This is a genomic window from Pseudomonas sp. MN1F (genome assembly GCF_009391885.1).
Lineage (GTDB): Bacteria > Pseudomonadota > Gammaproteobacteria > Pseudomonadales > Pseudomonadaceae > Aquipseudomonas.
The window spans coordinates 119,259-143,498 of record NZ_VZII01000016.1 but is presented as its reverse complement, the minus strand read 5'-3'; the positions used below and the strand labels follow the sequence as shown (position 1 = coordinate 143,498).

Genomic DNA, 24,240 nt, shown 5'->3' with positions numbered 1-24,240 from the left:
CCGATTTTTTGCTTCTAATTGCGCGGTTTTCAGTGACCTCGTGCAAAAGCTGGTTCACACTATGTGCATTAGTCGTTTTCACAGGGAGAATCAGGGCGATGCAAGGTCACCCGGACGTAATCAACTACCTCGTCACGTTGCTGAAGGGCGAACTGGCCGCACGCGACCAGTACTTCATCCACTCGCGTATGTACGAAGACTGGGGCTTGTCCAAGCTCTACGAGCGTATCAACCACGAGATGGAAGAAGAGACCCAGCACGCTGATGCCCTGATGCGCCGTATCCTGATGCTCGAAGGCACTCCCGACATGCGCGCGGACGACCTCGAAGTGGGCAGCACCGTGCCGGAAATGATCGAGGCCGATCTCAAGCTGGAGTACAAGGTGCGTGGCGCGCTGTGCAAAGGCATTGAGCTGTGCGAGTTGCACAAGGACTACATCAGCCGCGACATCCTGCGCGCGCAGCTGGCTGACACCGAAGAAGATCACACCTACTGGCTGGAGAAGCAGCAGGGCCTGATCAAGGCCATCGGCCTGGAGAACTACCTGCAGTCGCAGATGTAAGTTATCCACAGCTTCACGAAAAAGCCCCTGGCACCAACGGTACCAGGGGTTTTTTCATGTCACCGGCAACTGTCAGGCCCGGTCACGCTCCAGCAGTGGCTTGAGGTAATGCCCGGTATACGACTGCTTCATCTTGGTCAGTTCTTCCGGCGTACCACAGGCGATGATCTGCCCACCCTTGGATCCGCCTTCCGGCCCCAGGTCCACCAGCCAGTCGGCGGTCTTGATTACATCCAGGTTGTGCTCGATCACCACCACGGTGTTGCCGTGGTCACGCAGGCGATGCAGCACGTCCAGCAGTTGCTGGATGTCGGCGAAGTGCAGGCCGGTGGTCGGCTCGTCGAGGATGTACAAGGTCTTGCCGGTGTCGCGTTTGGACAGCTCACGGGACAGCTTCACCCGTTGCGCCTCACCACCAGATAGCGTGGTCGCCGACTGCCCCAGCTTGATGTACGAAAGCCCCACGTCCATCAGCGTCTGCAGCTTGCGCGCCAGCGCCGGTACCGCATCGAAGAACTCGCGGGCATCCTCGATGGTCATTTCCAGCACCTCGTGGATGTTCTTGCCCTTGTACTTGATCTCCAGGGTTTCGCGGTTGTAGCGCTTGCTCTTGCACACGTCGCACGGCACGTAGATGTCCGGCAGGAAGTGCATCTCGACCTTGATCAGGCCGTCGCCCTGGCAAGCCTCGCACCGGCCGCCCTTGACGTTGAACGAGAAGCGCCCCGGGCCGTAGCCGCGCGAGCGCGATTCCGGCACGCCGGAGAACAGCTCGCGAATCGGCGTGAAGATGCCGGTGTAGGTCGCCGGGTTCGAGCGCGGCGTGCGGCCGATCGGGCTCTGGTCGATGTCCACCACCTTGTCCAGATGCTGCAGGCCGTCCATGCTGCTGTGCGGCGCGGCCTCCAGGCTGCTCGCGCCGTTGAGGGCAGTGGCGGCGAGCGGGAACAGGGTGTTGTTGATCAGCGTCGACTTGCCCGAGCCGGACACGCCGGTCACGCAGGTCAGCAGGCCGATCGGGATTTCCAGGTCGACGTTCTGCAGGTTGTTGCCGCGCGCGCCTTTGAGCTTGAGCTGCAGCTTCTTGTCGCGCGGGGTGCGCTGGGCCGGCACGACGATCTTCTTGCGCCCGGACAAGTACTTGCCGGTCAGCGAATCAGGGTGGTCCATGACCTCCTGCGGCGAACCCTCGGCGACAATCTGGCCACCGTGCACACCGGCACCCGGGCCGATGTCCACCACGTAGTCGGCCAGGCGGATGGCGTCCTCGTCGTGTTCTACCACGATCACGGTGTTACCCAGGTCGCGCAGGTGGTTGAGGGTGGCTAGCAGGCGGTCGTTGTCCCGTTGATGAAGACCGATGGACGGCTCATCAAGGATGTACATCACCCCGACCAGGCCGGCACCGATCTGGCTGGCCAGGCGGATACGCTGGGCTTCACCGCCAGACAGCGTATCGGCACTGCGGTCGAGGGTCAGGTAGTCGAGGCCGACGTTGACCAGGAACTGCAGGCGCTCGCAGATCTCCTTGAGGATCTTCGCCGCGATCTCGCCGCGGCGGCCGCTCAGGGTCAGGTCACCGAAGTAGTTGCTGGCTTCACCAATCGGCAGGTTGGTCACCGCCGGCAGGGTCTTCTCGCCAACCCACACATGGCGGGCTTCGCGGCGCAGGCGGGTGCCACGGCAGTCCGGGCAGGGCTGGGTGCCGAGGAATTTGGCCAGCTCTTCACGCACGGTGGCCGACTCGGTTTCGCGGTAGCGGCGCTCCAGGTTCGGCACGATGCCTTCGAACGGATGCGAGCGCTTGACGATATCGCCACGGTCGTTGAGGTACTTGAAGTCGACGCTCTGCTTGCCGCTGCCCTGCAGGATCACCTTCTGGTGCTCGGCTGACAGTTGGCCGAACGGCTCCTCCAGGCTGAAGCCATAATGCGCGGCCAGCGAGCCAAGCATCTGGAAGTAGTAAACGTTGCGCCGGTCCCAGCCGCGAATCGCACCTTCGGCCAGGGTCAGCTCGCTGTTGACCAGGCGCTTGGTGTCGAAGAACTGCTTCACGCCCAGGCCGTCGCAGGTCGGGCAGGCGCCGGCCGGGTTGTTGAAGGAGAACAGCTTCGGTTCCAGTTCGCTGATCGCGTGGCCGCACAGCGGGCAGGCGAAGCGTGCCGAGAAGATCATCTCTTCACCTGGCTCGTCGTCCATGGGCGCCACCAGGGCGATGCCGTCGGCCAGCTTCAGCGCGGTCTCGAACGACTCGGCCAGGCGCTGCTGCAGGTCGGCGCGGACCTTGAAACGGTCCACCACTACGTCGATGCTGTGCTTTTTCTGCTTGTCCAGCTTGGGCAGTTCGTCCAGCTCATACAGCTTGCCGTTGACCCGTGCACGGACGAAGCCCTGTGCGCGCAGCTCGTCGAACACCGCCAGGTGTTCGCCCTTGCGCTCGCGCACCACCGGGGCCAGCAGCATCAGCTTGCTGCCTTCCGGGCGTTCCAGCACCAGGTCGACCATCTGGCTGATCGTTTGCGCTTCCAGCGGAATGTCGTGGTCCGGGCAGCGTGGCGTACCCACGCGGGCATACAGCAGGCGCAGGTAATCGTAGATTTCGGTGATGGTGCCCACCGTGGAGCGGGGGTTGTGCGACGTCGACTTCTGCTCGATGGAAATGGCCGGCGACAGGCCTTCGATGGTGTCGACGTCGGGCTTTTCCATCATCGACAGGAATTGCCGGGCATAGGCCGAGAGCGATTCCACGTAGCGGCGCTGGCCCTCGGCGTAGAGGGTGTCGAACGCCAGGGACGACTTGCCGGATCCGGACAGGCCGGTGATCACGATCAGCTTGTCCCGCGGCAGGGTCAGGTCGATGTTCTTCAGGTTGTGGGTACGCGCCCCACGAATCAGGATCTTGTCCACTGCGGCCTCGCTTGGCGGGCATAAACAAGGAAGTATACGGCGCGCTGCCAGTACGCGGCAAAGCGTCGCGTAGATGCCGTCAAGCTGTCGGACTGATAGAATCGCCGCCGGTTCACACGAGGTTTATCCATGCACGACACCCACAACGAGCGCATGAGCAGCGGCGAAACCCGCGCTGCTAGCGGCCTGGCCCTGGTCTTTGCCTTTCGTATGCTGGGCATGTTCATGGTCTTGCCGGTGCTGGCCACCTACGGCATGGACCTGGCCGGCGCCACGCCCGCGCTGATCGGCCTGGCCATTGGCGCCTATGGCCTGACCCAGGCAGTGTTGCAGATCCCGTTCGGGATGATTTCCGACCGCATTGGCCGCCGCCCGGTCATCTACCTGGGGCTGGTGGTCTTCGCCCTGGGCAGCCTGTTGGCGGCCCAGGCAGACTCCATCTGGGGGGTAATCGCCGGGCGTATCCTGCAGGGTGCAGGGGCGATTTCCGCGGCAGTCATGGCTTTGCTCTCGGACCTGACCCGCGAGCAGCACCGGACCAAAGCGATGGCAATGATCGGCATGAGCATCGGCTTGTCGTTCGCCGTGGCCATGGTTATCGGCCCATTGCTCACGAGCCACTTCGGCTTGTCAGGATTGTTCCTGGCCACCGCAGGACTTGCCCTGGTCGGCATCCTGCTGATTGCCTTCGTCGTCCCCAATACACACAGCACCTTGCAGCACCGCGAGTCGGGTGTGGCGCGCCAGGCGCTCGGCCCGACCCTGCGTCATCCGGACCTTCTGCGCCTGGATGCGGGCATTTTCATCCTCCACGCCATCCTCATGGCCAGCTTCGTCGCGCTGCCTCTGGCATTCGTCGAACGCGGCGGCCTGCCCAAGGAACAGCACTGGTGGGTGTACCTGACCGCGCTGCTGATCTCATTTTTTGCAATGATCCCGTTCATCATCTACGGCGAAAAAAAGCGCAAGATGAAACGTGTGTTGGCCGGTGCGGTCAGTGTGCTGCTGCTGACGGAAGTGTTCTTCTGGCAGTGGGCTGACGGTTTGCGCGGACTGGTGATTGGCACCGTGGTATTCTTTACCGCATTCAACCTGCTGGAGGCTTCGTTGCCTTCGCTGGTGAGCAAGGTGTCGCCTGCTGGTGGCAAGGGGACGGCGATGGGGGTGTACTCCACCAGCCAGTTCCTCGGCGCCGCCCTGGGAGGAATCCTCGGTGGCTGGCTGTTCCAGCACGGTGGGCTGAACATGGTGTTCCTTGGTTGCGCAATCCTGTGTGCCATCTGGTTGGTCGTCGCCTTGCGCATGAACGAGCCGCCGTATGTGACCAGTTTGCGCATGCCGCTGACGCCAGAGGCAGTTCGGGAAGCCGGCTTGACCGAGCGCCTGATGGCCGTGCCGGGTGTGACCGACGCCGTGGTGGTGGCAGATGAAGCCGCCATCTATATCAAACTGGATACGAAAATTTTGGACCGTGCGACCCTCGAGCGACTGGTGAATCCAGCCTCTTCGGCGTGCGAAGCCTAGGAGAACGTTATGGCCCGTGGGGTTAACAAAGTCATTCTGGTCGGCACCTGTGGCCAGGATCCCGAAGTCCGCTACCTGCCCAACGGTAACGCCGTGACCAACCTGAGCCTGGCTACCAGCGAGCAGTGGACCGACAAGCAGTCGGGCCAGAAGGTCGAGCGTACCGAGTGGCACCGTGTGTCGCTGTTCGGCAAGGTCGCCGAAATTGCCGGCGAATACCTGCGCAAAGGCTCGCAGTGCTACATCGAAGGCAAGCTGCAGACCCGCGAGTGGGAAAAGGACGGCATCAAGCGTTACACCACCGAGATCATCGTCGACATCAACGGCACCATGCAGCTGCTCGGCGGTCGTCCGCAGGGCCAGCAGCAGGGCGGTGACCCGTACAATCAGGGTGGCGGCAACTACAACCAGGGTGGCGGTCAGCAGCAACAGTACAACCAGGCTCCGCCACGCCAGCAGGCTCAGCGCCCGCAGCAGCAACAGCGCCCGGCGCCGCAGCAGCCAGCACCGCAGCCAGCGGCTGACTTTGACAGCTTCGATGATGATATTCCGTTCTGATTGAACGGTCTGGCGTCTGGCTGGAACAAAAAACCCAGGGCATTTGCCCTGGGTTTTTTTATGCCTGCCGTCTCAACGCTCGTAGGGTCAATTCAATAAAACAGCCGTGGCTCTGGCGAATCCAGCAGGCTCGCCAGTTTGGTCAGGGCAAAGCCCAGCTCCTGGCGGCTGGGGGCCATCAAGGCAATGCGCACCCCACATGTGGCGTGGCTGCGCTCGGGCAGGAACTGGCTGCCACTGACCACCGTGACGCCATTGTTGCGCGCCAGATTGGCGAACTCGTCGCTGGTCCAGGGCTCGGGCAGCTCCAGCCAGATGTGGAAGCTGTTGGGTTGGCTGCGGATCTTGTACTTGCCGAGGATCTCGCACGCCATATGCTGGCGGGCAGCGGCCTCCTCGCGCTGCACCTGCACCAACTGGTCGGCCATGCCACTGTTGATCAGGTTGCTGGCCAGCTGGGCCATCAGCGGCGATGGCATCCAGACGCTGCTGCGGACCATCGACGACAGCCGCGAGAGGGTTTGCGGCGGGGCGTACAGGTAGCCGATGCGCAGCGCCGGCAGCACGCTTTTGGACAGGCTGGTGAGGTAAACCGAGCGCTCAGGGGCATAGGCGGCAAGCGGCTGGTAATCCGGGGCGGGTTCGAGAAAGCCGTAGATGTCGTCATCGACGATGAACAGGTCGAACTCGCGAGCGATTTGCGCAATGGCCTCGCGCCGCGCGTGGGGCATGATCGAGTTGGTCGGGTTCTGGTGCGTCGTGACGCAAACCAGCAGCGAAGGGCGATGTTGCAGGCATGCCGCACGCAGGGCCTCGGGAATCAGGCCGAACTCGTCCACGGCCACGCCACGCAAGCGACGGCCCATGCTGTGGGCCAGGGAGATGATGCCTGGGTAGCAGAACGACTCGCACAGCACCACATCATCGCTCTTCGACAGGCTGCTGATGGCCACCAGCAAACCATGCTGGGCGCCGGACGTCAGCACCACCTGCTGCCAGCGGGCTTCGGGTAGCCAACGCCTGATCCAGGCCGCGCCGGCCTGCTTGTGCGTCGCATGGCCGCCCTCGGTGACATAGTCCAGCACCTGGGCCAGGTCGGGCGCCTCGGCCAGCTCGTTGATGGCGCCGCGCAGCCAGTCGGTCATGTGGGCGTCATTGGGCTTGATGATCGACAGGTCGATCTGCCCGCTGTCGCGCTCGGCGCTGACGGCCAAGGGCCGCACAGGCGCAGGCGGGGCAGGGGGCTGCGCCTGACGCTGCGGCAGCACGAAAGTCCCGCGCCCGACTTCGCCCACCACCAGGCCGCGCTTGGCGGCTTCGTCATAGGCTCGGCCGATGGTGCCGGGCGTCACGTCCAGTGACTCGGCCAGGTCCTTGAGGGTTGGCAAGCGTTCGCCAGCCACCAGCCGGCCGCTGCCGATGTCCTGTTCCAGGGCGTCGGCGATCATCAGGTAGACCGGCTGCGCCAGGTCGCTGTAGTGAGGAACCCACATAGAAATGGCACCAGAATCTGCGAGAACGCGGAAGCCTAGCACGAATGGTCTGATGGAAGTAATTGTGTTTTCTTACACGTAAATTACCTCGATTGAATCGCATCGATCTTCTGGTCGCAGGCTTCGAGATGCGACGCTTACCGGAGCTCAAGCTGCTTGGGCTCCGACAGTCGCACGTTGAAAAATCAGAAACCTTTTGAAATCAATGGCTTGATCTGATCAATGCAATCGTCTCTCTGTACGCAAGATAAAAGACATTGAGTCGATGTTATTTTTGTAATTACAATGATTGCGTCGATTCAATGCGCTGGCCTTTCCCCGGCTTCTGTCGCTCAATCGTCCCGCTGTGACCGGCTTCATAAAACATAAACATCTGCCGCCGACACCGACTGGCCTCAGGCCAGCAACATGGAATATCACTGCAAATGGAAAGTGCACACCTGCATCAAGGCGCCGAGCTTCAAGCCTCACTGGAGATCCGTCTGCCCTGGGTCATCTCCAGCGCCTGGCAAACCCTGCTGAACAACACACCGCTTGACTTCGAGACAAGCAAGGAACTCTATCCACAGCTCAAGGACCAGGCACAGGACGTCCTGGGCAAGGCGCTGTGCCAACAGATCCGTGGCTTTGTCGCGGATCCGTACCTGACCAGCATGATCGTGCGCAATTGCCCGCGTGACCGTGATGTCCCGCCCACGCCTTACTCCGGCGTGCTCAGCCCGCGCAGCACGCCAATTGCGTGCCTGGTCAGCCTGACCATGCAGAGCCTGATGGGGATCAACCCGGTGGTTTACGAGGGCGAAAACGATGGCCGGCTGTTCCGCCATGTCATTCCGTCGCGCCATTCATCCAGCCACAAGAGCTCCCATGGCTCGCGGCTGCGCTTCTCCTATCACGTCGACAACCCGGACCTGCCGCTGTCCTCCGAGCCCCTTGGCGTCGCTTCGTGCTGCCCGGAGTACCTGTCGTTCTTCGGCATGCGCTGCGACCCGCGCATCAGTACCACACTGGTCAGCCTCGATGCCGTGGTCGCGGCACTGCCCGCGACCACCGTGCGCGAACTGTGTCTGCCACAGTTCGAGATCCGCCGGCCGGACTCCTTTAGCGGTAACCGCCGTTGCACCGCCGAACTCCCGGTCCTGGTGCGTGGCCATGCTGGTGAGTGGTTGTGCCGTTTCGACAGCGAGAACACCCACGGTCTCAACCTGCGGGCCGAGCAGGCGCTGGCCAGCCTGCGCAGCGTGCTGGAAACCCGTCGCTTCGATGAGCCGCACCTGCTGCTGCCGGGCGACTTCATGGTCTTCAAGAACCAGCGTGTGCTGCATGCCCGCGATGGTTTCGAGCCACAGAACGATGGCGCCGACCGCTGGCTGCTGCGCCTGTTCGCGGTCAATGACCTGAACCGCGTGCATTTCGCCCGGGCCGACAACCTTTACGAAGTGCTCTCCTGATTTCTTACTGACTCGACGGACGTACCGATATGGAACTGTTAGGCGCCTTCTGGGCGGAACACTGGTTACTGGCGATCCTGATGCTGGGCGCTATCGCATTCGTTGCAGGCTTTGTCGACAGCATCGCCGGTGGGGGCGGGCTGTTCCTGGTGCCGGGCTTTCTGTTGGTGGGCATGCCACCGCAGGTTGCCTTGGGGCAGGAGAAGCTGGTCAGCACCCTGGGTACCCTTGCGGCCATCCGCAACTTCCTGGCCAACAGCAAGATGGTCTGGCAGGTGGCGCTGGTCGGGGTGCCGTTTTCATTGCTCGGGGCTTACCTGGGCGCGCACCTGATCGTGTCGATCCCCCAGGAAACCGTAGGCAAGATCATCCTGGCGCTGATCCCGTTCGGCATCCTCATCTTCCTCACCCCCAAGGACCGCCCGGTGGAGGAGCGCGAGCTGTCGCCGCGCATGCTGTATACCGTGGTTCCGCTGACCTGCCTGGCCATTGGCTTCTACGACGGCTTCTTCGGCCCCGGCACCGGCAGCATGTTCATCATCGCGTTCCACTACCTGCTGCGCATGGACCTGGTCTCCAGCTCCGCCAACTCCAAGACGTTCAACTTCGCCTCGAACATCGGCGCCCTGGTGGCGTTCGTCATGGCGGGCAAGGTCGTTTACCTGCTGGCGCTACCGCTGGTGGCCTGCAACATCCTCGGCAACCACCTGGGCAGCGCCCTGGCCCTGCGCAAAGGCAATGAAGTGGTGCGCAAGGCGTTGGTGTTCTCGATGCTCTGCCTGTTTACCAGCCTGGGTGTGAAGTACCTGGCCTGACACCTCCAAAGGAGATAACTGATGAAAACTGCATTCGTGACCGGCGCTTCTTCGGGCTTTGGCCGGGCCATTTGCCGCACCCTGATCGGCAAGGGTTACCGTGTGATCGGCGCTGCCCGGCGCATGGACAAGCTGCAAACGCTGGAGGCCGAGCTGGGCGTCAATTTCATTGCGCTGGCGCTGGACGTCACCGACCCGCTGTCGATCGAGGCGGCGTTCGAACAAGTCCGTGACGCCTCGCTGCAGATTGACCTGCTGGTGAACAATGCCGGGCTGGCGCTGGGTGTCGACCGTGCCCAGGCCAGCAGTAGCGAGAACTGGCAGCAGATGATCGACACCAACATCACTGGCCTGGCCATGGTGACTCACAAGGTGCTGCCACAGATGGTGGAGGCAGACAGCGGCATGATCATCAACATGGGCTCGATCGCCGGCACTTATCCGTACCCGGGCGGCAATGTTTACGGCGCCAGCAAGGCCTTCGTCCGCCAGTTCAGCCTCAACCTGCGCGCCGACCTGGCAGGCACCCGTGTGCGGGTGAGCAACATCGAACCAGGCTTGTGCTCGGGCACCGACTTCTCGGTGGTGCGCCTGAACGGTGATCTGGACGCTGTGCAAGCGCTCTACCGCGACGTGGAGGCCCTCCTGCCGGAAGACATCGCCGCCATGGTGGCCTGGATTGCCGAGCAGCCGGGGCATGTGAATATCAATACCGTCGAGATCATGCCGGTGGCCCAGAGCAGTGCAGCACTGAATGTGGCGCGTAACCTGCCGCGGTGTTGACCCGCCGTACGCAACGACTTATGTCATCGCGCTTTCTCGATGAATGATGGCCATCATGGGCGCCACCGTGGATAGGGCCTACTCAACTTTATCCACAGCCCAAGACGCCTCAAGCCGCCAGGAATGCGCAACCCGCCGCCTCCAGTGAGGCGGCTACCTAAACTACAATAAGTCCGCCAATGAAGCAGCATGCTTTCAAGTGGGAGTAGTTCTTGTTCCTGAGGGAAGGGACTTTCGGAAAGTTACCGAGCCCTATGTAGGCGCCTGGCATTGATATTGAAACCAACTGTTTCCATTGGGGTTGGTTTGCTGATCAATACGAAAGTTCTTTTGAGATTGATGGCGCTCGCTGTAGGGTTCTGAGAATGGTCGTGTAGGAATGTTCCTATATTGCTATTTTTATGCTTGTTATTGTTTTGGCTGTATTGACTAATCCTATTAATAGGATTGCCGAGCGGCGGTCACGCAAGAGTGTGCCGGAATATGAAGTCCGAGCCTATCCATGTGTTTGATTTTTGGAATGATCCCGATTACTGTCTGGAGGGAAACAGGGAAAGTCATAATAAGGAACGTTGCAGTGGACGTGTTCATGGGGTTGTTAGCGGCGGCGTTCTGGGGGGCGACGGACTTTTTGGTCGGCGTGAACGCACGAGCGGTTGGGGTCAAGCGGGCGGTATTTTTCGGGCAGTTACTGGGGCTTTTGTTAATGACGATCATTGTTGTCATTTCTGCCAGCCAGTGGGAAAAATTCATTTCTGCGCCATGGCGTGCAGTAGGGTTGGGCGTAGTAGCTTCTCTGTGTACCCTAGTGGGGGCGCTGGCGCTATCGAAGGCTTTTTCTGTTGGCAAAACTGCAGTTGTGGCCCCCCTGGTCACCTCGTATGGTGTTTTTACCACCCTGCTGGCGTGGCTGGGCGGTGATGCGCTGTCAGCCTGGCAGGTGAGCGGAATTCTCGTTTGCTTTTTCGGCGTTTTACTGGCTAGTCGCAGTGATCATGGAGGTGATTTGGAGCGCAAGACCACCAGCACGATATCTGTAGCGTTCGCCTTGTTGGCGGCCATGCTTTACGGCATCAGCTTCTGGATTCAGGGCAAGTTCGCCTTGCCAGCGCTAGGGCCGGTGAACATGTTGGCGCTGGGCTATGCAGTGGGGGTCATATTTCTCATCCCTGAAGCCTTCAGGTTGCTGCGGGACCACGCGACGATCAGGTTGAAAACCTTTGCCTCACTGTGTAGCGCGAGCCTTTTCAACTTGGGCGGCTTCTCCGCGTTCTCCTGGGGTGCGCTCAATGGCTCGGTTTCCGTCGTCACTGTCATCAGCACCTTATCAGGCGGCATTGCCGCGATTCTGGGGTTCTTCTTTTATCGCGAGCGTCTGTCAGTCATTCAGATTGGTGGGGTCAGTCTGGTGTTGATAGGGGCTGTACTTCTGCATCTTTACGGGTGACATTTTTCGTGGCGCACGTCAGCAAAATGAGAGAGGAGCCCTTGGTATTCGCCAAACCATGTTCAGCGCCTATGAGATCGAGCGCCACGCATCTTGAAGCATGCGTCTGGATGCGGGATCGACGTATTCGAGTTGCGTGTCTCGGTGTTGTAGGACATTTCTGAAATTGGTCTTATGCCAACTATCTGTTGCCGCGATTGCTTAATATCTACTTTTCAAAGGAGTAGATCATGCAAGCATCGGATAGCAATCTTGTGCAGGAAGTAAAGCTTCAACTAGGCAAGCAGAATTATCAGGTCTCCGGCTTTTCCAATGCCTATGAAGTCCACTCCGAGGAGTGCGCTGACAGGCGACACGGTGCAGGTGTACTTATGGTTATAGGTCTTGCGATAGCTGCATTGGGCCTTGGTATCTGGGTGTTTGGACCGTCGACCATTTACTACAACCGTCTTTCTGGACCGAGCCTCATACAGCACATGCAGATTGCCCCTCATCTTGTCGTGTCGGTGGGGGTTCTTTTCTTGGCCTTGGCCAAAAAAATACGTGGTGAAGATCAGCTAAGCCAAGAGCTGTTTCTACTTGCTCATTGCAAGATAATTGGCATGGATGGGAGTGACGCCAGAGAGCATGTCGATATACGTTATATAGCCGAGGATGACTTCAATATTTCATTGAGTACATCAGAACCGACGCCGACGTGAGCGGATTTATCTGCGATGCGCCGCGCGGGCGGCGCTCGATCTCATAGGCGCTACAGAACTCAAGGCATACACCCGGCCCCCCCAACGCAACCCCCAGACACAATCAATCCCCACACCCCTGACCCACGTCATCGCACCTTCCCGATTCTTGACTAGTCTTACCTATTGGCGGCCATCAAAAAGCCGCCACCGTGACTACCAAGAGGCGCCGGCCATGTTCCGTGCGTCCAAATCTGATCAGGAGTGCACGATGGATCTCAACCGTCGGCAGTTCTTCAAGGTCGCCGCCGTCGGCCTTGGAGGCTCGAGCCTGGCGGCGTTGGGCATGGCCCCGACGCCGGCCTTCGCCGAGCAGGTGCGTCACTTCAAGCTGGCGCACACCAAAGAAACCCGCAACACCTGCCCCTACTGCTCGGTCGGCTGCGGCCTGATCATGTACAGCCAGGGTGATGCGGGCAAGAACGTCAAACAGAACATCATCCACATCGAAGGCGACGCCGATCACCCGGTCAACCGCGGCACCCTGTGCCCGAAAGGCGCCGGGCTGCTCGACTTTATCCACAGCCCGAGCCGCCTCAAGTACCCCGAAATGCGCAAGCCGGGCAGCAACGAGTGGGTGCGGGTCAGCTGGGACGAGGCGCTCGACCGCGTTGCCGACCTGATGAAAAAGGACCGCGACGCCAACTTCATCGAGAAGAACGCCCAGGGACAAACGGTAAACCGCTGGCTCACCACCGGTTTCCTAGCTGCTTCCGCCGCCTCCAGCGAGGCTGGCTACCTGACCCACAAGGTCGTCCGCGCTACAGGCATGCTGGGGTTCGATAACCAGGCACGTGTCTGACATGGCCCGACGGTGGCAAGTCTTGCCCCGACGTACGGCCGTGGCGCCATGACCAACCACTGGTCCGATATCGCCAACGCGAATCTGGTCCTGGTGATGGGTGGCAACGCAGCAGAAGCGCATCCGTGCGGCTTCAAATGGGTGACCGAGGCCAAGGCGCACAACCAGGCGCGGCTGATCGTGGTCGACCCACGGTTTACCCGTACCGCTTCGGTGGCGGACTACTACGCGCCGATCCGTACCGGTACCGACATCGCCTTCATGGGCGGGCTGATCAATTACCTGCTGAGCAACGACAAGATCCAGCACGAGTACGTGCGCAACTACACCGACGTATCGTTCATCGTCAAAGAAGGCTATGGCTTCGAGGACGGGCTGTTCAGCGGCTACGACGAGGCCAAGCGCGTGTATGCGGATAAATCCGGCTGGGGCTACGAGCTGGGCGAGGACGGCTTCGCCAAGGTCGACCCGACCCTGCAGCATCCACGCTGCGTTTACCAGCTGATGAAGCAGCACTACAGCCGCTACACCCCGGAACTGGCCAGCATGACCTGCGGCATGCCGCAGGACGCCATGATGAAGGTCTGGGAGGAGATCGCCACCTGCTCGGTACCGGGCAAGACCATGACGATCCTCTACGCACTCGGCTGGACGCAGCACTCCATTGGCGCTCAGATCATCCGCAGTGCGGCCATGGTCCAGCTGCTGCTGGGCAACGTCGGCATGCCTGGCGGCGGGGTCAACGCCCTGCGCGGGCACTCCAACATCCAGGGCCTGACCGACCTCGGCCTGCTGTCCAACTCGTTGCCGGGTTACCTGACCCTGGCTGGCGACGCCGAGCAGGACTACGCCACCTACATCGACAAGCGCGCTTCCAAGCCGCTGCGCCCGGGGCAGCTGTCGTACTGGCAGAACTACGGCAAGTTCCACGTGAGCCTGATGAAGGCCTGGTACGGGCCCAACGCCACGGCGGAAAACAACTGGGGCTATGACTGGCTGCCCAAGCTCGATGTGCCGGCGTACGACGTGCTGCGCATGTTCGAAATGATGAGCCAGGGCAAGGTCAACGGCTACATGTGCCAGGGCTTCAACCCGATCGCCGCGCTGCCGGACAAGAACCGCGTTACCGCGGCGCTCGGCAAGCTCAAGTGGCTGGTGATCATGGATCCGCTGGCCACCGAGACTTCGGAGTTCTGGCGTAATGCCGGGCCGTTCAACGATGTCGACACGGCCAATATCCAGACCGAGGTGATCCGCCTGCCCACCACCTGCTTCGCCGAGGAAGATGGCTCGCTGGTCAACAGCAGCCGCTGGCTGCAGTGGCACTGGAAAGGCGCCGATGGCCCGGGCGAGACCCGCACCGACGTGCAGATCATGAGCGAGCTGTTCATGCGCCTGCGTCATCGTTACCAGGCCGAAGGTGGTGCCTACCCTGATGCGATAATGAACATCAGCTGGCCGTACAAGATCCCTGAAGAGCCGTCGCCGGAGGAGCTGGCCAAGGAGATGAACGGCTGGGCGGTCACCGACTTCACCGACGCCAGCGGTGCCACGCTCAAGGCCGGCCAGCAGCTGGCAGGCTTCGGCCAGCTCAAGGACGACGGCAGCACCGCGTCCGGCTGCTGGATCTTCGCCGGCTGCTGGACCGAGCAGGGCAACCAGATGGCCCGCCGCGACAACAGCGACCCGTATGGCATGCACCAGGTGCAGAACTGGGCCTGGGCCTGGCCGGCCAACCGCCGCATCCTCTATAACCGCGCCTCCAGCGACCCGCAAGGCAAGCCGTGGGACCCGGAGAAGAAGCGCCTGGTGTGGTGGAACGGCAAGGCCTGGACCGGCACCGACGTGCCCGACTTCAAGGTCGACTCGCCGCCAGAAGCGGGGATGAACCCGTTCATCATGAACCCCGAAGGCGTGGCGCGCTTCTTCGCCATCGACAAGATGGCCGAAGGCCCGTTCCCCGAGCACTACGAGCCGTTCGAGACGCCGATTGGCATCAACCCGCTGCACCCGCAGAACAAGAAGGCCACCAGCAACCCGGCCGGGCGGATCTTCGATTCGGTGTGGGACACCCTCGGCACGCACGACGAGTTCCCGTACGCGGCGACCACCTACCGGCTGACCGAGCACTTCCACTTCTGGAGCAAGCACTGCCGCCTCAACGCCATCGCCCAGCCCGAGCAGTTCGTCGAGATCGGCGAGGTGCTGGCCAACGAGAAAGGCATCAAGGCCGGTGACCGGGTGCGGGTGTCGAGCAAGCGTGGGCACATCGATGCGGTGGCGGTGGTGACCAAGCGGATTCGCCCGCTGCAGGTCAACAACCAGACCGTGCACCAGATCGGCATCCCGCTGCACTGGGGCTTCACCGGGACCACGCGGCATGGCTACCTGACCAACACCCTGGTGCCGTTCCTCGGTGACGGCAACACCCAGACGCCGGAGTCCAAGTCGTTCCTCGTCAAAGTGGAGAAACTCTGATGGCCAGCCAAGACATCATCGCCCGCTCGGCCACCACCACCGTTCCGCCTTCGGTACGCCAGCTGGAAGAGGTCGCCAAGCTGATCGACACCACCAAGTGCATCGGTTGCAAGGCCTGCCAGGTGGCGTGTTCGGAGTGGAACGAGTTGCGTGACGAGGTCGGCCACAACCACGGCACCTACGACAATCCCCAGGACCTCACCGCCGAGACCTGGACCCTGATGCGTTTCACCGAGCATGAGCGCGACGACGGCAACCTGGAGTGGCTGATCCGCAAGGACGGCTGCATGCACTGCGCCGACCCAGGCTGCCTGAAGGCCTGCCCGAGCCCGGGCGCGATCATCAAGCACGCCAACGGCATCGTCGACTTCAACCAGGACCACTGCATCGGCTGTGGCTACTGCATCACCGGCTGCCCGTTCAACATCCCGCGCATCTCGCAGAAGGACCACAAGGCGTACAAGTGCACCCTGTGTTCCGACCGGGTGAGCGTGGGCCTGGAGCCGGCCTGCGTGAAGACCTGCCCGACCGGGGCGATCGTGTTCGGCAGCAAGGACGAGATGAAGGTGCATGCCGCCGAGCGCATCGTCGACCTCAAGTCGCGCGGTTACGACCAGGCCGGGCTGTACGATCCGGACGGCGTCGGCGGCACCCACGTGATGTATGTACTGCACCATGCCGACACGCCGAAACTGTATGCCGGCCTGCCGGACCAGCCGGTAATCAGCCCGCTGGTGGGGTTGTGGAAGGGCTTCACCAAGCCCCTGGCGCTGCTGGCCATGGGCGCTGCGGTGCTGGCCGGGTTCTTCCACTACGTGCGGGTTGGCCCGCAGCGGGTGGAAGAGGACGAACACCCCACACCGCCGGACGAAAGCGTGCATCAGGTGGACCCTGCGGTGCATGTCTATGACCCGACCAAGCCCGGTGGGCAAGGGGAGCAGCGGCCATGAACGACAACAAACCCATCCTGCGCTACAACGCCAACGAGCGGACCAACCACTGGATCGTCGCCATCCTGTTCATGACGGCGGGGCTCTCCGGGCTGGCGCTGTTCCACCCGGCACTGTTCTGGCTCAGCCATCTGTTCGGCGGCGGGCCATGGACGCGCATCCTGCACCCGTTCCTGGGCGTGGCGATGTTCGTGTTCTTCCTCGGCTTGGTGCTGCGCTTCTGGCGCGCCAACTTCATCACCGCCAACGACCGCCTGTGGCTGCGCCGCGTGGACCGGGTGATGCTGAACAAGGAGGAGGGCGTGCCGCCGATCGGCAAGTACAACGCCGGGCAGAAGCTGTTGTTCTGGACCCTGCTGGCGTGCATGTTGGTGTTGCTGCTCAGCGGCGTGGTGATCTGGCGCGCGTATTTCAGCCAGCTGTTCGGTATCGAGGTCATTCGCCTGTCGGCGCTGGCCCATGCCCTGGCGGCGTTCGTGCTGATCCTCAGCATCATCGTGCACATCTACGCCGGTATCTGGATCAAGGGCTCGATCGGCGCCATGCTGCATGGCTGGGTCAGCCGCGCCTGGGCACGCAAGCACCATGAGTTGTGGTACCGCGAAGTGACCGGCGACAAGACGCCGGGCAATCACGGACGAAAAGAAGGATGAGCGCTTGAGCACGATTCTCGAACCCGGGCAGATCGAAGCGTCGGCAGTGATGCCGCCGTTTCTGCATCTGCCGCCTGCCAATCTGTTTGCACTGCGCGCAGCGCGCCTGGAACACCTGGCTGAGGGCAATGCGCTTGGCGACTACCTGCTGCTGATCGCTCAGCTGTGCAGCGTCCAGCAGCAGCTTGTGGATAACCCTCCCGGCGGTTTGCCGGTGGCTGAGGAGCGTCAGCGCCTGTGCATAAGTCATGGTCTGCCGCCGTTGGCAGCCGACAGCCTGGTGCGTGAGGGGCCGTGGCTGGTCTGGTTGCAGGCCTTGCTCACGCACTTCGACAGCGAGGCCAGTGGCGCGCTGGGTGAGGCGCTGCAAGCCCTGCGCGACAGTGACGATAGCCAGCGCAAGGGCTGGGGCATCGCCTTGCTCGGCGGGCAATACGATGCGGTGCCGGCGGCACTGGTACCGTTCATTGGCGCCGCTTTGCAGGCCGCCTGGTCGAGCTGGTTGCTGGCGCTGCCAGCCCCTGAACTCAAGCCAGCCGGTAGTCTGGCGCAGTGCCCGGCCTGTGGTTCGCCGGCCATGGCCGGGGTAGTGCGCAACCGCGGCAAGCACAACGGCCTGCGTTACCTGGCCTGTTCCCTGTGTGCCTGTGAGTGGCATGTGGTGCGGGTCAAATGCGTGTATTGCGAGTCGAGCAAGGATTTGCGTTACACCAGCCTCGAAGACGACCGGCACGCGCCGGGCAAGGCGCCGCTACGGGCCGAGTGCTGCCCGGAATGCGAAAGCTACCTGAAGCAGAATTATCTGGAAAACGATGCGGCGGCAGAGCCACTGGCCGACGACCTGGCCAGCCTGGCGCTGGATATTCGCCTGGACGAGGAGGGCTTCCATCGCCTGGCACCCAACCTGATGCTCGCGCCGGGTAGTGGGTGAGTGTCTACACTGTAATACCGAGTCGCCTGCTTCGCGGGTAAACCCGTTCCTACAGGTACAGCGCAAATTTGAATGCTGGCGCTGTATCGGTAGGAGCGGGTTTACCCGCGAAGAGGCCAGTACAGACAACGGAACCGTCCAAGGTAGTACTCTGCATGCCCTCCAGCCTAGCCAGCGACACCCCACGCCTGCCCTCCATCGACACCCTCCTGCGCCACCCGGCCTGCCTTCCGCTGATCGACCGCCACGGTCGCGACGCCGTGCTGGCCACCCTGCGCCAGTTGCTCGACGACCTGCGTGAGCCCGCCCGCAGCGGCCAGCTCAACGCCGCCGAACTGGCCGCTGAAATCCTCCTCGGCCGTGCCGGCGAACGCCTGTCGATCCAGCAACGCAGCCAGGTCCGCCGCGTGTTCAACCTAACCGGCACCGTGCTGCACACCAACCTTGGCCGCGCGCTTTTGCCCGAGGAGGCAGTCGAGGCCATGCAGACTGCCGCCCGCTACCCGCTCAACCTGGAGTTCGACCTGGCCACCGGCAAGCGCGGCGACCGTGATGACCTGATCGAGGGCCTGATCCGCGAGCTGACCGGCGCCGAGGCCGTCACCGTGGTCAACAACAACGCAGCCGCCGTGTTGCTGGCGCTCAACAGCCTGGGCGCGCGCCAGGAGGGCATCATCAGCCGTGGCGAACTGATCGAGATCGGCGGTGCCTTCCGCATCCCCGACATCATGGCCAGGGCCGGGGTGAAGCTGCACGAGGTCGGCACCACCAACCGCACCCACGCCCGTGACTATGAAGCTGCCATCGGCCCGCGCACCGGCCTGCTGATGCGCGTGCACTGCAGCAACTACAGCATCCAGGGTTTCACCCATCAGGTCCCGACGGCCGAGCTGGCGCGAATCGCCCACCAGCATGAACTGCCGCTGCTCGAAGACCTCGGCAGCGGCAGCCTGCTCGACCTCACGCGCTGGGGGCTGCCCGCCGAGCCGACGGTGCGTCAGGCCCTGGCCGATGGCGCCGATATCGTTACCTTCAGCGGCGACAAATTGCTGGGGGGGCCCCAGGCCGGGATCATCGTCGGTCGCAAGGATTTGATCGCCAGGATCAAGAAAAACCCGCTCAAGCGCGCACTGCGTGTCGACAAGATCACCCTCGCCGCACTCGAGGCGGTGCTGGCGCTGTACCGCAACCCCGACCGCCTGGCCGAACGCCTGCCGAGCCTGCGCCTGCTGACCCGCAGTCAGGCCGAGATCCAGGCCCAGGCCGAGCGCCTGGCCCCCGAACTCAAGGCGCACCTCGGTGAACAATGGCTGGTCAGCGTCGAGCCGGCGCTGGGCATGATCGGCAGCGGCAGCCAGCCAGTGGCGCGCCTGCCCAGCGCGGCGCTGTGCCTGCGCCCGCACGTGTCGAAGAAGCTGCGCGGGCGCAGCCTGCATGTGCTGGAACGGGCCCTGCGCGACCTGCCGGTGCCGGTGCTTGGGCGCATCGCTGACGACGCCTTGTGGCTCGACCTGCGCCAGCTCGACGATGAAGCCCAGTGGCTGGCGCAGCTGCCGGCGTTGCAACTGGGGCCCGTGCAATGATCGTCGGCACCGCCGGCCACATTGACCACGGCAAGACCGCGCTGCTTCAGGCCCTGACCGGCCAGGCCGGTGACCAGCGCCAGGAAGAGCGCGCCCGTGGCATGACCATCGACCTTGGCTACCGCTACGCAGCGCTGGCCGAAGGCGCGGCGTTGACCGGCTTCATCGATGTGCCGGGCCATGAGCGGTTCATCCACAACATGCTGGCCGGCGCCCATGGCATCGACCTGGTGCTGCTGGTGGTGGCCGCCGACGACGGGGTAATGCCGCAGACCCGCGAGCACCTGGCGATCATCGAGCTGCTGGGTATTCCCCAGGCGCTGGTGGTGATCAGCAAATGCGACCGAGTCGAGCCCACGCGTGTGGCCGAGGTGCAGGCGCAGGTCAGGGAGTTGCTAGCAGAGGGGCCTTATGCCAAGGCCCGGCAATTCCCCGTGTCGAGCATCACCGGGCAGGGTATCGAGGTGTTGCGCCGGGCTTTGCTGGAGGCCGAAGTGCGGGTGAGTCAGCGCAGCGTGCGCGGTGGTTTTCGCCTGGCGGTCGATCGCGCCTTCGCCGTGACCGGAGCCGGGGTGGTAGTGACCGGCACGGCACTGGCCGGGCGCGTCAGTGCCGGTGACACATTGCTGCTGGGCAAGGCCGGCAAGCCGGTGCGGGTGCGTGGCCTGCACGCGCAGAGCCAGGTGGCATTGGTGGCTGAGGCCGGCCAACGGGTGGCGCTGAACATCGCCGCTGAGCGCCTGACGCTAGAGCAGGTGCACCGCGGCGACTGGCTGGTGCCCGAATGGCTGCATGCGCCCAGCGTGCGAGTGGATATCGAGCTGTGCCTGCTACCCGGTGAAACGCGGATTTTTGAGCATTTCAGTGCCGTTCACGTGCACTTGGGTACTCAGGATGTGACGGCCCGGGTGGCTTTGCTCGAAGGGGAAACCCTGGCCGCTGGCCAGCGCATGTTCGCCCAACTGCTGCTCAACGCACCGTTGCAGGCGGTACACGGGGACCGTCTGGTGCTACGGGACCAGCGTGCCCAGCGTACTCTGGGCGGCGGCAAGGTGCTCGACCCGTTCGCGCCAAGTCGGCAACGCCGCAGTGAGCAACGCCTGCGCCAGCTGCAGGTGCTGCGCGATGCAGAGGGCCTGGAGGAGGCACTGCCTGCCTTGCTCGCCAGTGCGCTCGGTGGCCTCGACCCGCAGCGCCTGGAGCGCCAGTTCAATCGCCAGCGCGAAACCTGGCTATTGCCCAACGATGTGCAGGTGGTTGCCACGCGCCAGGGCCCGCTGCTGTTTGCCAAAAGCCAATGGCAGGCACTGCGGCATCAGGTGCTGGAGCAGCTGGCGCGCTTTCATGAGCAGGAGCCTGACCAGCTCGGCCCGGACCGGGACCGCCTGCGCCGCTTCGTCGCCTTGCCGCTTGAGCGTCCGGCGTTTGTCAGCCTGCTTGATGAGCTGCTCAATGACCAGCTGATCGCCAGCAGTGGGCCATGGCTGCATTTGCCTGAGCACAAGGTACAGTTGAGCGCCGCCGACAGCGCGCTGTGGGAGCGGCTGCAGCCGAAGTTGCTGGCAGGGCAATACGACCCGCCCTGGGTCAGGACGTTGGCCGCTGAAGAAAATTGCCCGGAGGCGGATGTGCGCCTGTTGTTGCGCAAGCTGGCCCGGCTGGGCCTGGTACATCAGGTGGTGCGCGACCTGTTCTACCCTGAGGTGACGCTAGGGCGCATGGCAGAGCTGCTGCTCAGGCAGGCCAACGAGACGCCGATAGTGCAGGTTGCTGCGTTTCGCGATATGTTGGGCATCGGTCGCAAGCGCAGTGTGCAGATTCTCGAATACTTCGACCGCATTGGCCTTACCCGTCGGGTGGCCGATCAGCGTTACATCCGCGCCGACAGCGCCCTGGCCCAGCAGCAGGCCAGGCACTGAGTTCAAGGAAGGCAATCGCGCCCGGTGGCGCGGCCGGGCTTCAAACCCGGTTGGGGACGGCAGCCGTTCCCGGGCAGGTTCGACTCCCGCTGCCTTCCGCCATTTTCCCGGGTTTAGGCGCGCTCCCCGCAAAGATCCAGCGCGAACCATTGCTCCGCCGCATCCACATCCAGCCCCGCACCCAGCAGCGCAAACATCTTGCCCAACGCCGCCTCACGGGTCATGCCGCCTGCACTGACCAGCCCGGCCGTACGCAGGCGATTGCCCGCCGCATAGGTATCGAACACTACCGAACCTTCCGGGCACTGGCTGATGGCCGTCAGCAGCACACCGCGCTGGCGCGCTGCACGCAGCACCTCCAGCAACGCCAGGTCATCCGACGGCCCGGTGCCACTGCCATAGCACTCCAGCAGCAAGCCTTGCACGCCGCTGTCGAGCAGCCCCTTCAGATGCCCGGCTTGCAAGCCCGGGAACACCGGCATCACTGCCAGGTTGACCGGCTGGCGCTGCTGGCGATAGCTCAGGGCGGCAGGCAGATCGGCGGCACGCTCGCCTTCACGATGGCGCGGCAGCGCGGCGAAGGCGTCGAAGGCCTCGCTGCGCAGCTTCGAGGCCCGGCAGCCATGCAGCAGCTGGCCATGGAAGTACAGCTGCACGCCATCCTCCAGGCCCTGTTCGACCAGGCGCAAGGCCCCGCACAGGTTGTCCCAGGCATCGCTGCCTGGCGCCCCGGCCGGCAGCATCGAGCCGGTCAGCAGCACCGGTACCGGCAGGCCCAGCAGCAGGAACGACAGCGCCGCAGCACTGTAGGCGAGGCTATCGGTGCCATGCAGCACCAGCACGCCGTCATGGCCCGCGTCCACTGCCGCGACGATGGAATCGCGCATTGCCAGCCAGTTGTGCTGCTGCATGTTGGCGCTATCGAGCAGCGGGCTCATTTCCTGCAGTGTCCAATGCACTTGGGGCGCATCGCTCAGCTGGGCCAGGTGTTCGCGCATCCGCGCGTCGAAACCACCGGCTGGCGCCAGGCCTTCGGCGGTTTCGAGCATGCCGATGGTGCCCCCGGTGTAGAGGACGAGGAGATTCTTGACTGCACGCATGGAAAGCATCCGTAGCGGTGAGCGGAGGTAGAGCGGCCGCCCACGGACGGGGCGGCCAGGCAGGAAGGATATCAGCGCTGCGTCTGAACTTGGCCGGCTGCCGTGTCAGTGGCGGTTTCCGCCTGTGGATTGGCAGGCCAGGCGTTGCGGTCCAGGTCCAGGTCGGCGAATTTCGACGAATCGAACACTGGCTGCTGGATGCCGGCCTTGCGCTGGTCATCGTAGTCGCGCATCACCCGCAGGCCGACCTTGAACAGCAGGGCCAGGGCCACCAGGTTGACGAAGGCCAGGCAGGTCATGGTGATGTCAGCGAAGGCGAACACGGTTGACAGGTCCTGCATCGAACCCCATACCACCAGCGCCAGTACCAGGGCGCGGAACGCCAGCAGCACCATGCGGTTGCGGCTGAGGAACTGCAGGCTGTTCTCGCCCAGGTAGTAGTTGTAGAGGATGCAGGTGAACACGAACAGCGACAGCGCCACGCTGACGAACAGGCGGCCCCAGTCACCGACCACGGCGGCCAGCGAGTTCTGGGTCAGGACGATGCCGTCACCTTCGAAGCCCGGGGTGTAGAAGCCCGACAGCAGGATCAGCAGCGCGGTGCAGGTGCAGATCACGAAGGTGTCGAGGAACACGCTGAACGCCTGGACCACGCCTTGGGCGCCCGGGTGCTTGACGGCGGCTACGGCAGCCACGTTTGGCGCACTGCCCAGGCCCGCTTCGTTGGCGAACACGCCACGCTTCACGCCCATGACGATGGCACTGCCGAGCAGGCCACCGAATGCCGGGTCGAGGCCGAAGGCGCTCTTGAAGATGGTTTCCAGCATGGCCGGCACGTGTTCGATCTGGGTGCCGATCACGTACAGGGTCACGCCGATGTAGGCCAGGGTCTTGACCGGTACCAGCAGGTCCGACACGGCGGCGATGCGCTTGATGCCACCGATGAAGGTGATGGCCAGCAGCACGGCCAGGACGATGCCGGTGTGGCGCGGGTCGAAGGCGAAGGCGTTTTGCAGCGAGTGGGTCACGGTGTACGACTGCAAGCCGATGAAGGCGAAGCCGTAGGTGACCAGCAGCAGGATCGAGAAGACGATGGCCATGCTCTTGCGCTTCAGGCCATGCTGGATGTAGTAGGCCGGGCCGCCGCGGTACAGGCCGTCGCCGTCGGCGCGCTTGTACACCTGGGCCAACGTACATTCGAAGAAGCTGCTGGACATGCCCACCAATGCGGTGACCCACATCCAGAACACCGCGCCTGGGCCACCCAGGGTCACGGCAATGCCGACACCGGCGATGTTACCGGCGCCCACGCGGCCTGCCAGGCTCAGCATCAGGGCCTGGAAGGAGCTCAGCTGGCCTGCCTGGCCACGCAGCGATTCCTTGAATACAGCGAACATGTGGCCGAAGTGGCGGAACTGAACGAACCGGGAACGGATGGTGAAGTAGCTACCCAGCCCCACGATCAGCACGATGAGAAGTTTCCCCGAGAGGAAATCGTTGATTACTTCGAGCATTGGAAAATGACCTCGATTCTTATTGTTCG

At 63.0% G+C, this 24,240-nt stretch carries 18 protein-coding genes and 1 tRNA gene; 15 read left to right on the top strand and 4 right to left on the bottom strand.

Annotated features, from left to right (window positions below):
* The first annotated feature begins 98 nt into the window (after nucleotides 1-98).
* Nucleotides 99-563, top strand: a complete 465-nt coding sequence (gene bfr, locus F6X59_RS11040; RefSeq protein WP_003257116.1) for a bacterioferritin — start codon at nucleotides 99-101, stop codon at nucleotides 561-563.
* Between the two features lie 72 nt (nucleotides 564-635).
* On the opposite strand, the gene uvrA is transcribed toward bfr, so the two are convergent.
* On the bottom strand, nucleotides 636-3,470 hold the full coding sequence (uvrA, locus tag F6X59_RS11035) for an excinuclease ABC subunit UvrA (RefSeq protein WP_372240354.1): 2,835 nt from the start codon (nucleotides 3,468-3,470) through the stop codon (nucleotides 636-638).
* Nucleotides 3,471-3,599: 129 nt separating this feature from the next.
* On the opposite strand from uvrA, the gene F6X59_RS11030 reads away from it, so the two are divergent.
* Both F6X59_RS11030 and F6X59_RS11025 read left to right on the top strand, forming a co-directional pair.
* The gene (locus tag F6X59_RS11030; protein ID WP_152956289.1) at nucleotides 3,600-4,994 is read left to right on the top strand and encodes an MFS transporter; all 1,395 of its coding nucleotides are present in this window, start codon (nucleotides 3,600-3,602) and stop codon (nucleotides 4,992-4,994) included.
* Nucleotides 4,995-5,003: 9 nt separating this feature from the next.
* Nucleotides 5,004-5,552, top strand: a complete 549-nt coding sequence (locus F6X59_RS11025) for a single-stranded DNA-binding protein (RefSeq protein WP_103448767.1) — start codon at nucleotides 5,004-5,006, stop codon at nucleotides 5,550-5,552.
* Nucleotides 5,553-5,644: 92 nt separating this feature from the next.
* On the opposite strand, the gene F6X59_RS11020 is transcribed toward F6X59_RS11025, so the two are convergent.
* The gene (locus F6X59_RS11020) at nucleotides 5,645-7,045 is read right to left on the bottom strand and encodes a PLP-dependent aminotransferase family protein (RefSeq protein WP_152956288.1); all 1,401 of its coding nucleotides are present in this window, start codon (nucleotides 7,043-7,045) and stop codon (nucleotides 5,645-5,647) included.
* A gap of 425 nt (nucleotides 7,046-7,470) precedes the next feature.
* Here F6X59_RS11020 and F6X59_RS11015 point away from each other — a divergent pair, with 425 nt between their 5' ends.
* The 12 genes from F6X59_RS11015 (at nucleotide 7,471) to F6X59_RS10960 (ending at nucleotide 21,699) form a co-directional block, all read left to right on the top strand.
* Nucleotides 7,471-8,496 (top strand): TauD/TfdA family dioxygenase, encoded by a 1,026-nt coding sequence (locus F6X59_RS11015; RefSeq protein WP_152956287.1) that lies wholly within the window; start codon nucleotides 7,471-7,473, stop codon nucleotides 8,494-8,496.
* A gap of 29 nt (nucleotides 8,497-8,525) precedes the next feature.
* The gene (locus F6X59_RS11010) at nucleotides 8,526-9,311 is read left to right on the top strand and encodes a TSUP family transporter (RefSeq protein WP_152956286.1); all 786 of its coding nucleotides are present in this window, start codon (nucleotides 8,526-8,528) and stop codon (nucleotides 9,309-9,311) included.
* A 21-nt stretch (nucleotides 9,312-9,332) separates the two neighbouring features.
* Nucleotides 9,333-10,094, top strand: a complete 762-nt coding sequence (locus F6X59_RS11005) for an SDR family NAD(P)-dependent oxidoreductase (RefSeq protein WP_152956285.1) — start codon at nucleotides 9,333-9,335, stop codon at nucleotides 10,092-10,094.
* A 577-nt stretch (nucleotides 10,095-10,671) separates the two neighbouring features.
* Nucleotides 10,672-11,541: a DMT family transporter gene (locus F6X59_RS11000; RefSeq protein WP_372240353.1), complete on the top strand. Its 870-nt coding sequence runs from the start codon at nucleotides 10,672-10,674 to the stop codon at nucleotides 11,539-11,541.
* Nucleotides 11,542-11,771: 230 nt separating this feature from the next.
* Nucleotides 11,772-12,242, top strand: a complete 471-nt coding sequence (locus F6X59_RS10995; protein ID WP_152956284.1) for a hypothetical protein — start codon at nucleotides 11,772-11,774, stop codon at nucleotides 12,240-12,242.
* 250 nt (nucleotides 12,243-12,492) lie between these two features.
* Nucleotides 12,493-15,561, top strand: coding sequence for a formate dehydrogenase-N subunit alpha (gene fdnG, locus F6X59_RS10990; RefSeq protein WP_152956283.1), 3,069 nt, complete (start codon nucleotides 12,493-12,495; stop codon nucleotides 15,559-15,561).
* A complete protein-coding gene (gene fdxH / locus F6X59_RS10985) occupies nucleotides 15,561-16,511 on the top strand; it encodes a formate dehydrogenase subunit beta (protein WP_152956282.1) in 951 nt (316 codons plus the stop codon). Before fdnG ends, fdxH begins: the two co-directional genes overlap by 1 nt.
* Complete coding sequence (locus tag F6X59_RS10980) at nucleotides 16,508-17,164, top strand: formate dehydrogenase subunit gamma (RefSeq protein WP_152956281.1); 657 nt, start codon at nucleotides 16,508-16,510, stop codon at nucleotides 17,162-17,164. The genes fdxH and F6X59_RS10980 overlap by 4 nt, the downstream gene beginning before the upstream one ends.
* Nucleotides 17,165-17,168: 4 nt before the next feature.
* Nucleotides 17,169-18,095, top strand: a complete 927-nt coding sequence (gene fdhE, locus F6X59_RS10975) for a formate dehydrogenase accessory protein FdhE (protein ID WP_152956280.1) — start codon at nucleotides 17,169-17,171, stop codon at nucleotides 18,093-18,095.
* A 155-nt stretch (nucleotides 18,096-18,250) separates the two neighbouring features.
* Nucleotides 18,251-19,678 carry an L-seryl-tRNA(Sec) selenium transferase gene (gene selA / locus F6X59_RS10970; protein ID WP_152956279.1) on the top strand — a complete coding sequence of 476 codons (1,428 nt, stop codon included), beginning with the start codon at nucleotides 18,251-18,253 and terminating at the stop codon, nucleotides 19,676-19,678.
* A complete protein-coding gene (selB, locus tag F6X59_RS10965) occupies nucleotides 19,675-21,597 on the top strand; it encodes a selenocysteine-specific translation elongation factor (protein ID WP_152956278.1) in 1,923 nt (640 codons plus the stop codon). Before selA ends, selB begins: the two co-directional genes overlap by 4 nt.
* 6 nt (nucleotides 21,598-21,603) lie before the next feature.
* Nucleotides 21,604-21,699 (top strand) — tRNA-Sec (locus F6X59_RS10960).
* 11 nt (nucleotides 21,700-21,710) lie between these two features.
* Here the strand turns inward: F6X59_RS10960 and F6X59_RS10955 are convergent.
* Both F6X59_RS10955 and F6X59_RS10950 read right to left on the bottom strand, forming a co-directional pair.
* Entirely contained in the window at nucleotides 21,711-22,697 is a 987-nt protein-coding gene (locus tag F6X59_RS10955; protein WP_152956277.1) for an asparaginase, read from the bottom strand.
* 71 nt (nucleotides 22,698-22,768) lie between these two features.
* A complete protein-coding gene (locus F6X59_RS10950; RefSeq protein WP_152956276.1) occupies nucleotides 22,769-24,211 on the bottom strand; it encodes a sodium:alanine symporter family protein in 1,443 nt (480 codons plus the stop codon).
* Nucleotides 24,212-24,240: the final 29 nt, after the last annotated feature.

What these genes read in the sequence shown, in the direction of transcription:
- fdxH (WP_152956282.1), top strand. Translation starts at nt 15,561, where the DNA reads ATGGCCAGCCAAGACATCATCGCCCGCTCGGCCACCACCACCGTTCCG.
- F6X59_RS11015 (WP_152956287.1), top strand. Translation starts at nt 7,471, where the DNA reads ATGGAAAGTGCACACCTGCATCAAGGCGCCGAGCTTCAAGCCTCACTG.
- selB (WP_152956278.1), top strand. Translation starts at nt 19,675, where the DNA reads ATGATCGTCGGCACCGCCGGCCACATTGACCACGGCAAGACCGCGCTG.
- bfr (WP_003257116.1), top strand. Translation starts at nt 99, where the DNA reads ATGCAAGGTCACCCGGACGTAATCAACTACCTCGTCACGTTGCTGAAG.
- F6X59_RS10950 (WP_152956276.1), bottom strand. Translation starts at nt 24,211, where the DNA reads ATGCTCGAAGTAATCAACGATTTCCTCTCGGGGAAACTTCTCATCGTG.
- F6X59_RS11030 (WP_152956289.1), top strand. Translation starts at nt 3,600, where the DNA reads ATGCACGACACCCACAACGAGCGCATGAGCAGCGGCGAAACCCGCGCT.
- F6X59_RS11005 (WP_152956285.1), top strand. Translation starts at nt 9,333, where the DNA reads ATGAAAACTGCATTCGTGACCGGCGCTTCTTCGGGCTTTGGCCGGGCC.
- F6X59_RS10980 (WP_152956281.1), top strand. Translation starts at nt 16,508, where the DNA reads ATGAACGACAACAAACCCATCCTGCGCTACAACGCCAACGAGCGGACC.
- F6X59_RS10955 (WP_152956277.1), bottom strand. Translation starts at nt 22,697, where the DNA reads ATGCGTGCAGTCAAGAATCTCCTCGTCCTCTACACCGGGGGCACCATC.
- F6X59_RS11025 (WP_103448767.1), top strand. Translation starts at nt 5,004, where the DNA reads ATGGCCCGTGGGGTTAACAAAGTCATTCTGGTCGGCACCTGTGGCCAG.
- F6X59_RS11010 (WP_152956286.1), top strand. Translation starts at nt 8,526, where the DNA reads ATGGAACTGTTAGGCGCCTTCTGGGCGGAACACTGGTTACTGGCGATC.
- F6X59_RS10995 (WP_152956284.1), top strand. Translation starts at nt 11,772, where the DNA reads ATGCAAGCATCGGATAGCAATCTTGTGCAGGAAGTAAAGCTTCAACTA.
- selA (WP_152956279.1), top strand. Translation starts at nt 18,251, where the DNA reads ATGCCCTCCAGCCTAGCCAGCGACACCCCACGCCTGCCCTCCATCGAC.
- F6X59_RS11020 (WP_152956288.1), bottom strand. Translation starts at nt 7,045, where the DNA reads ATGTGGGTTCCTCACTACAGCGACCTGGCGCAGCCGGTCTACCTGATG.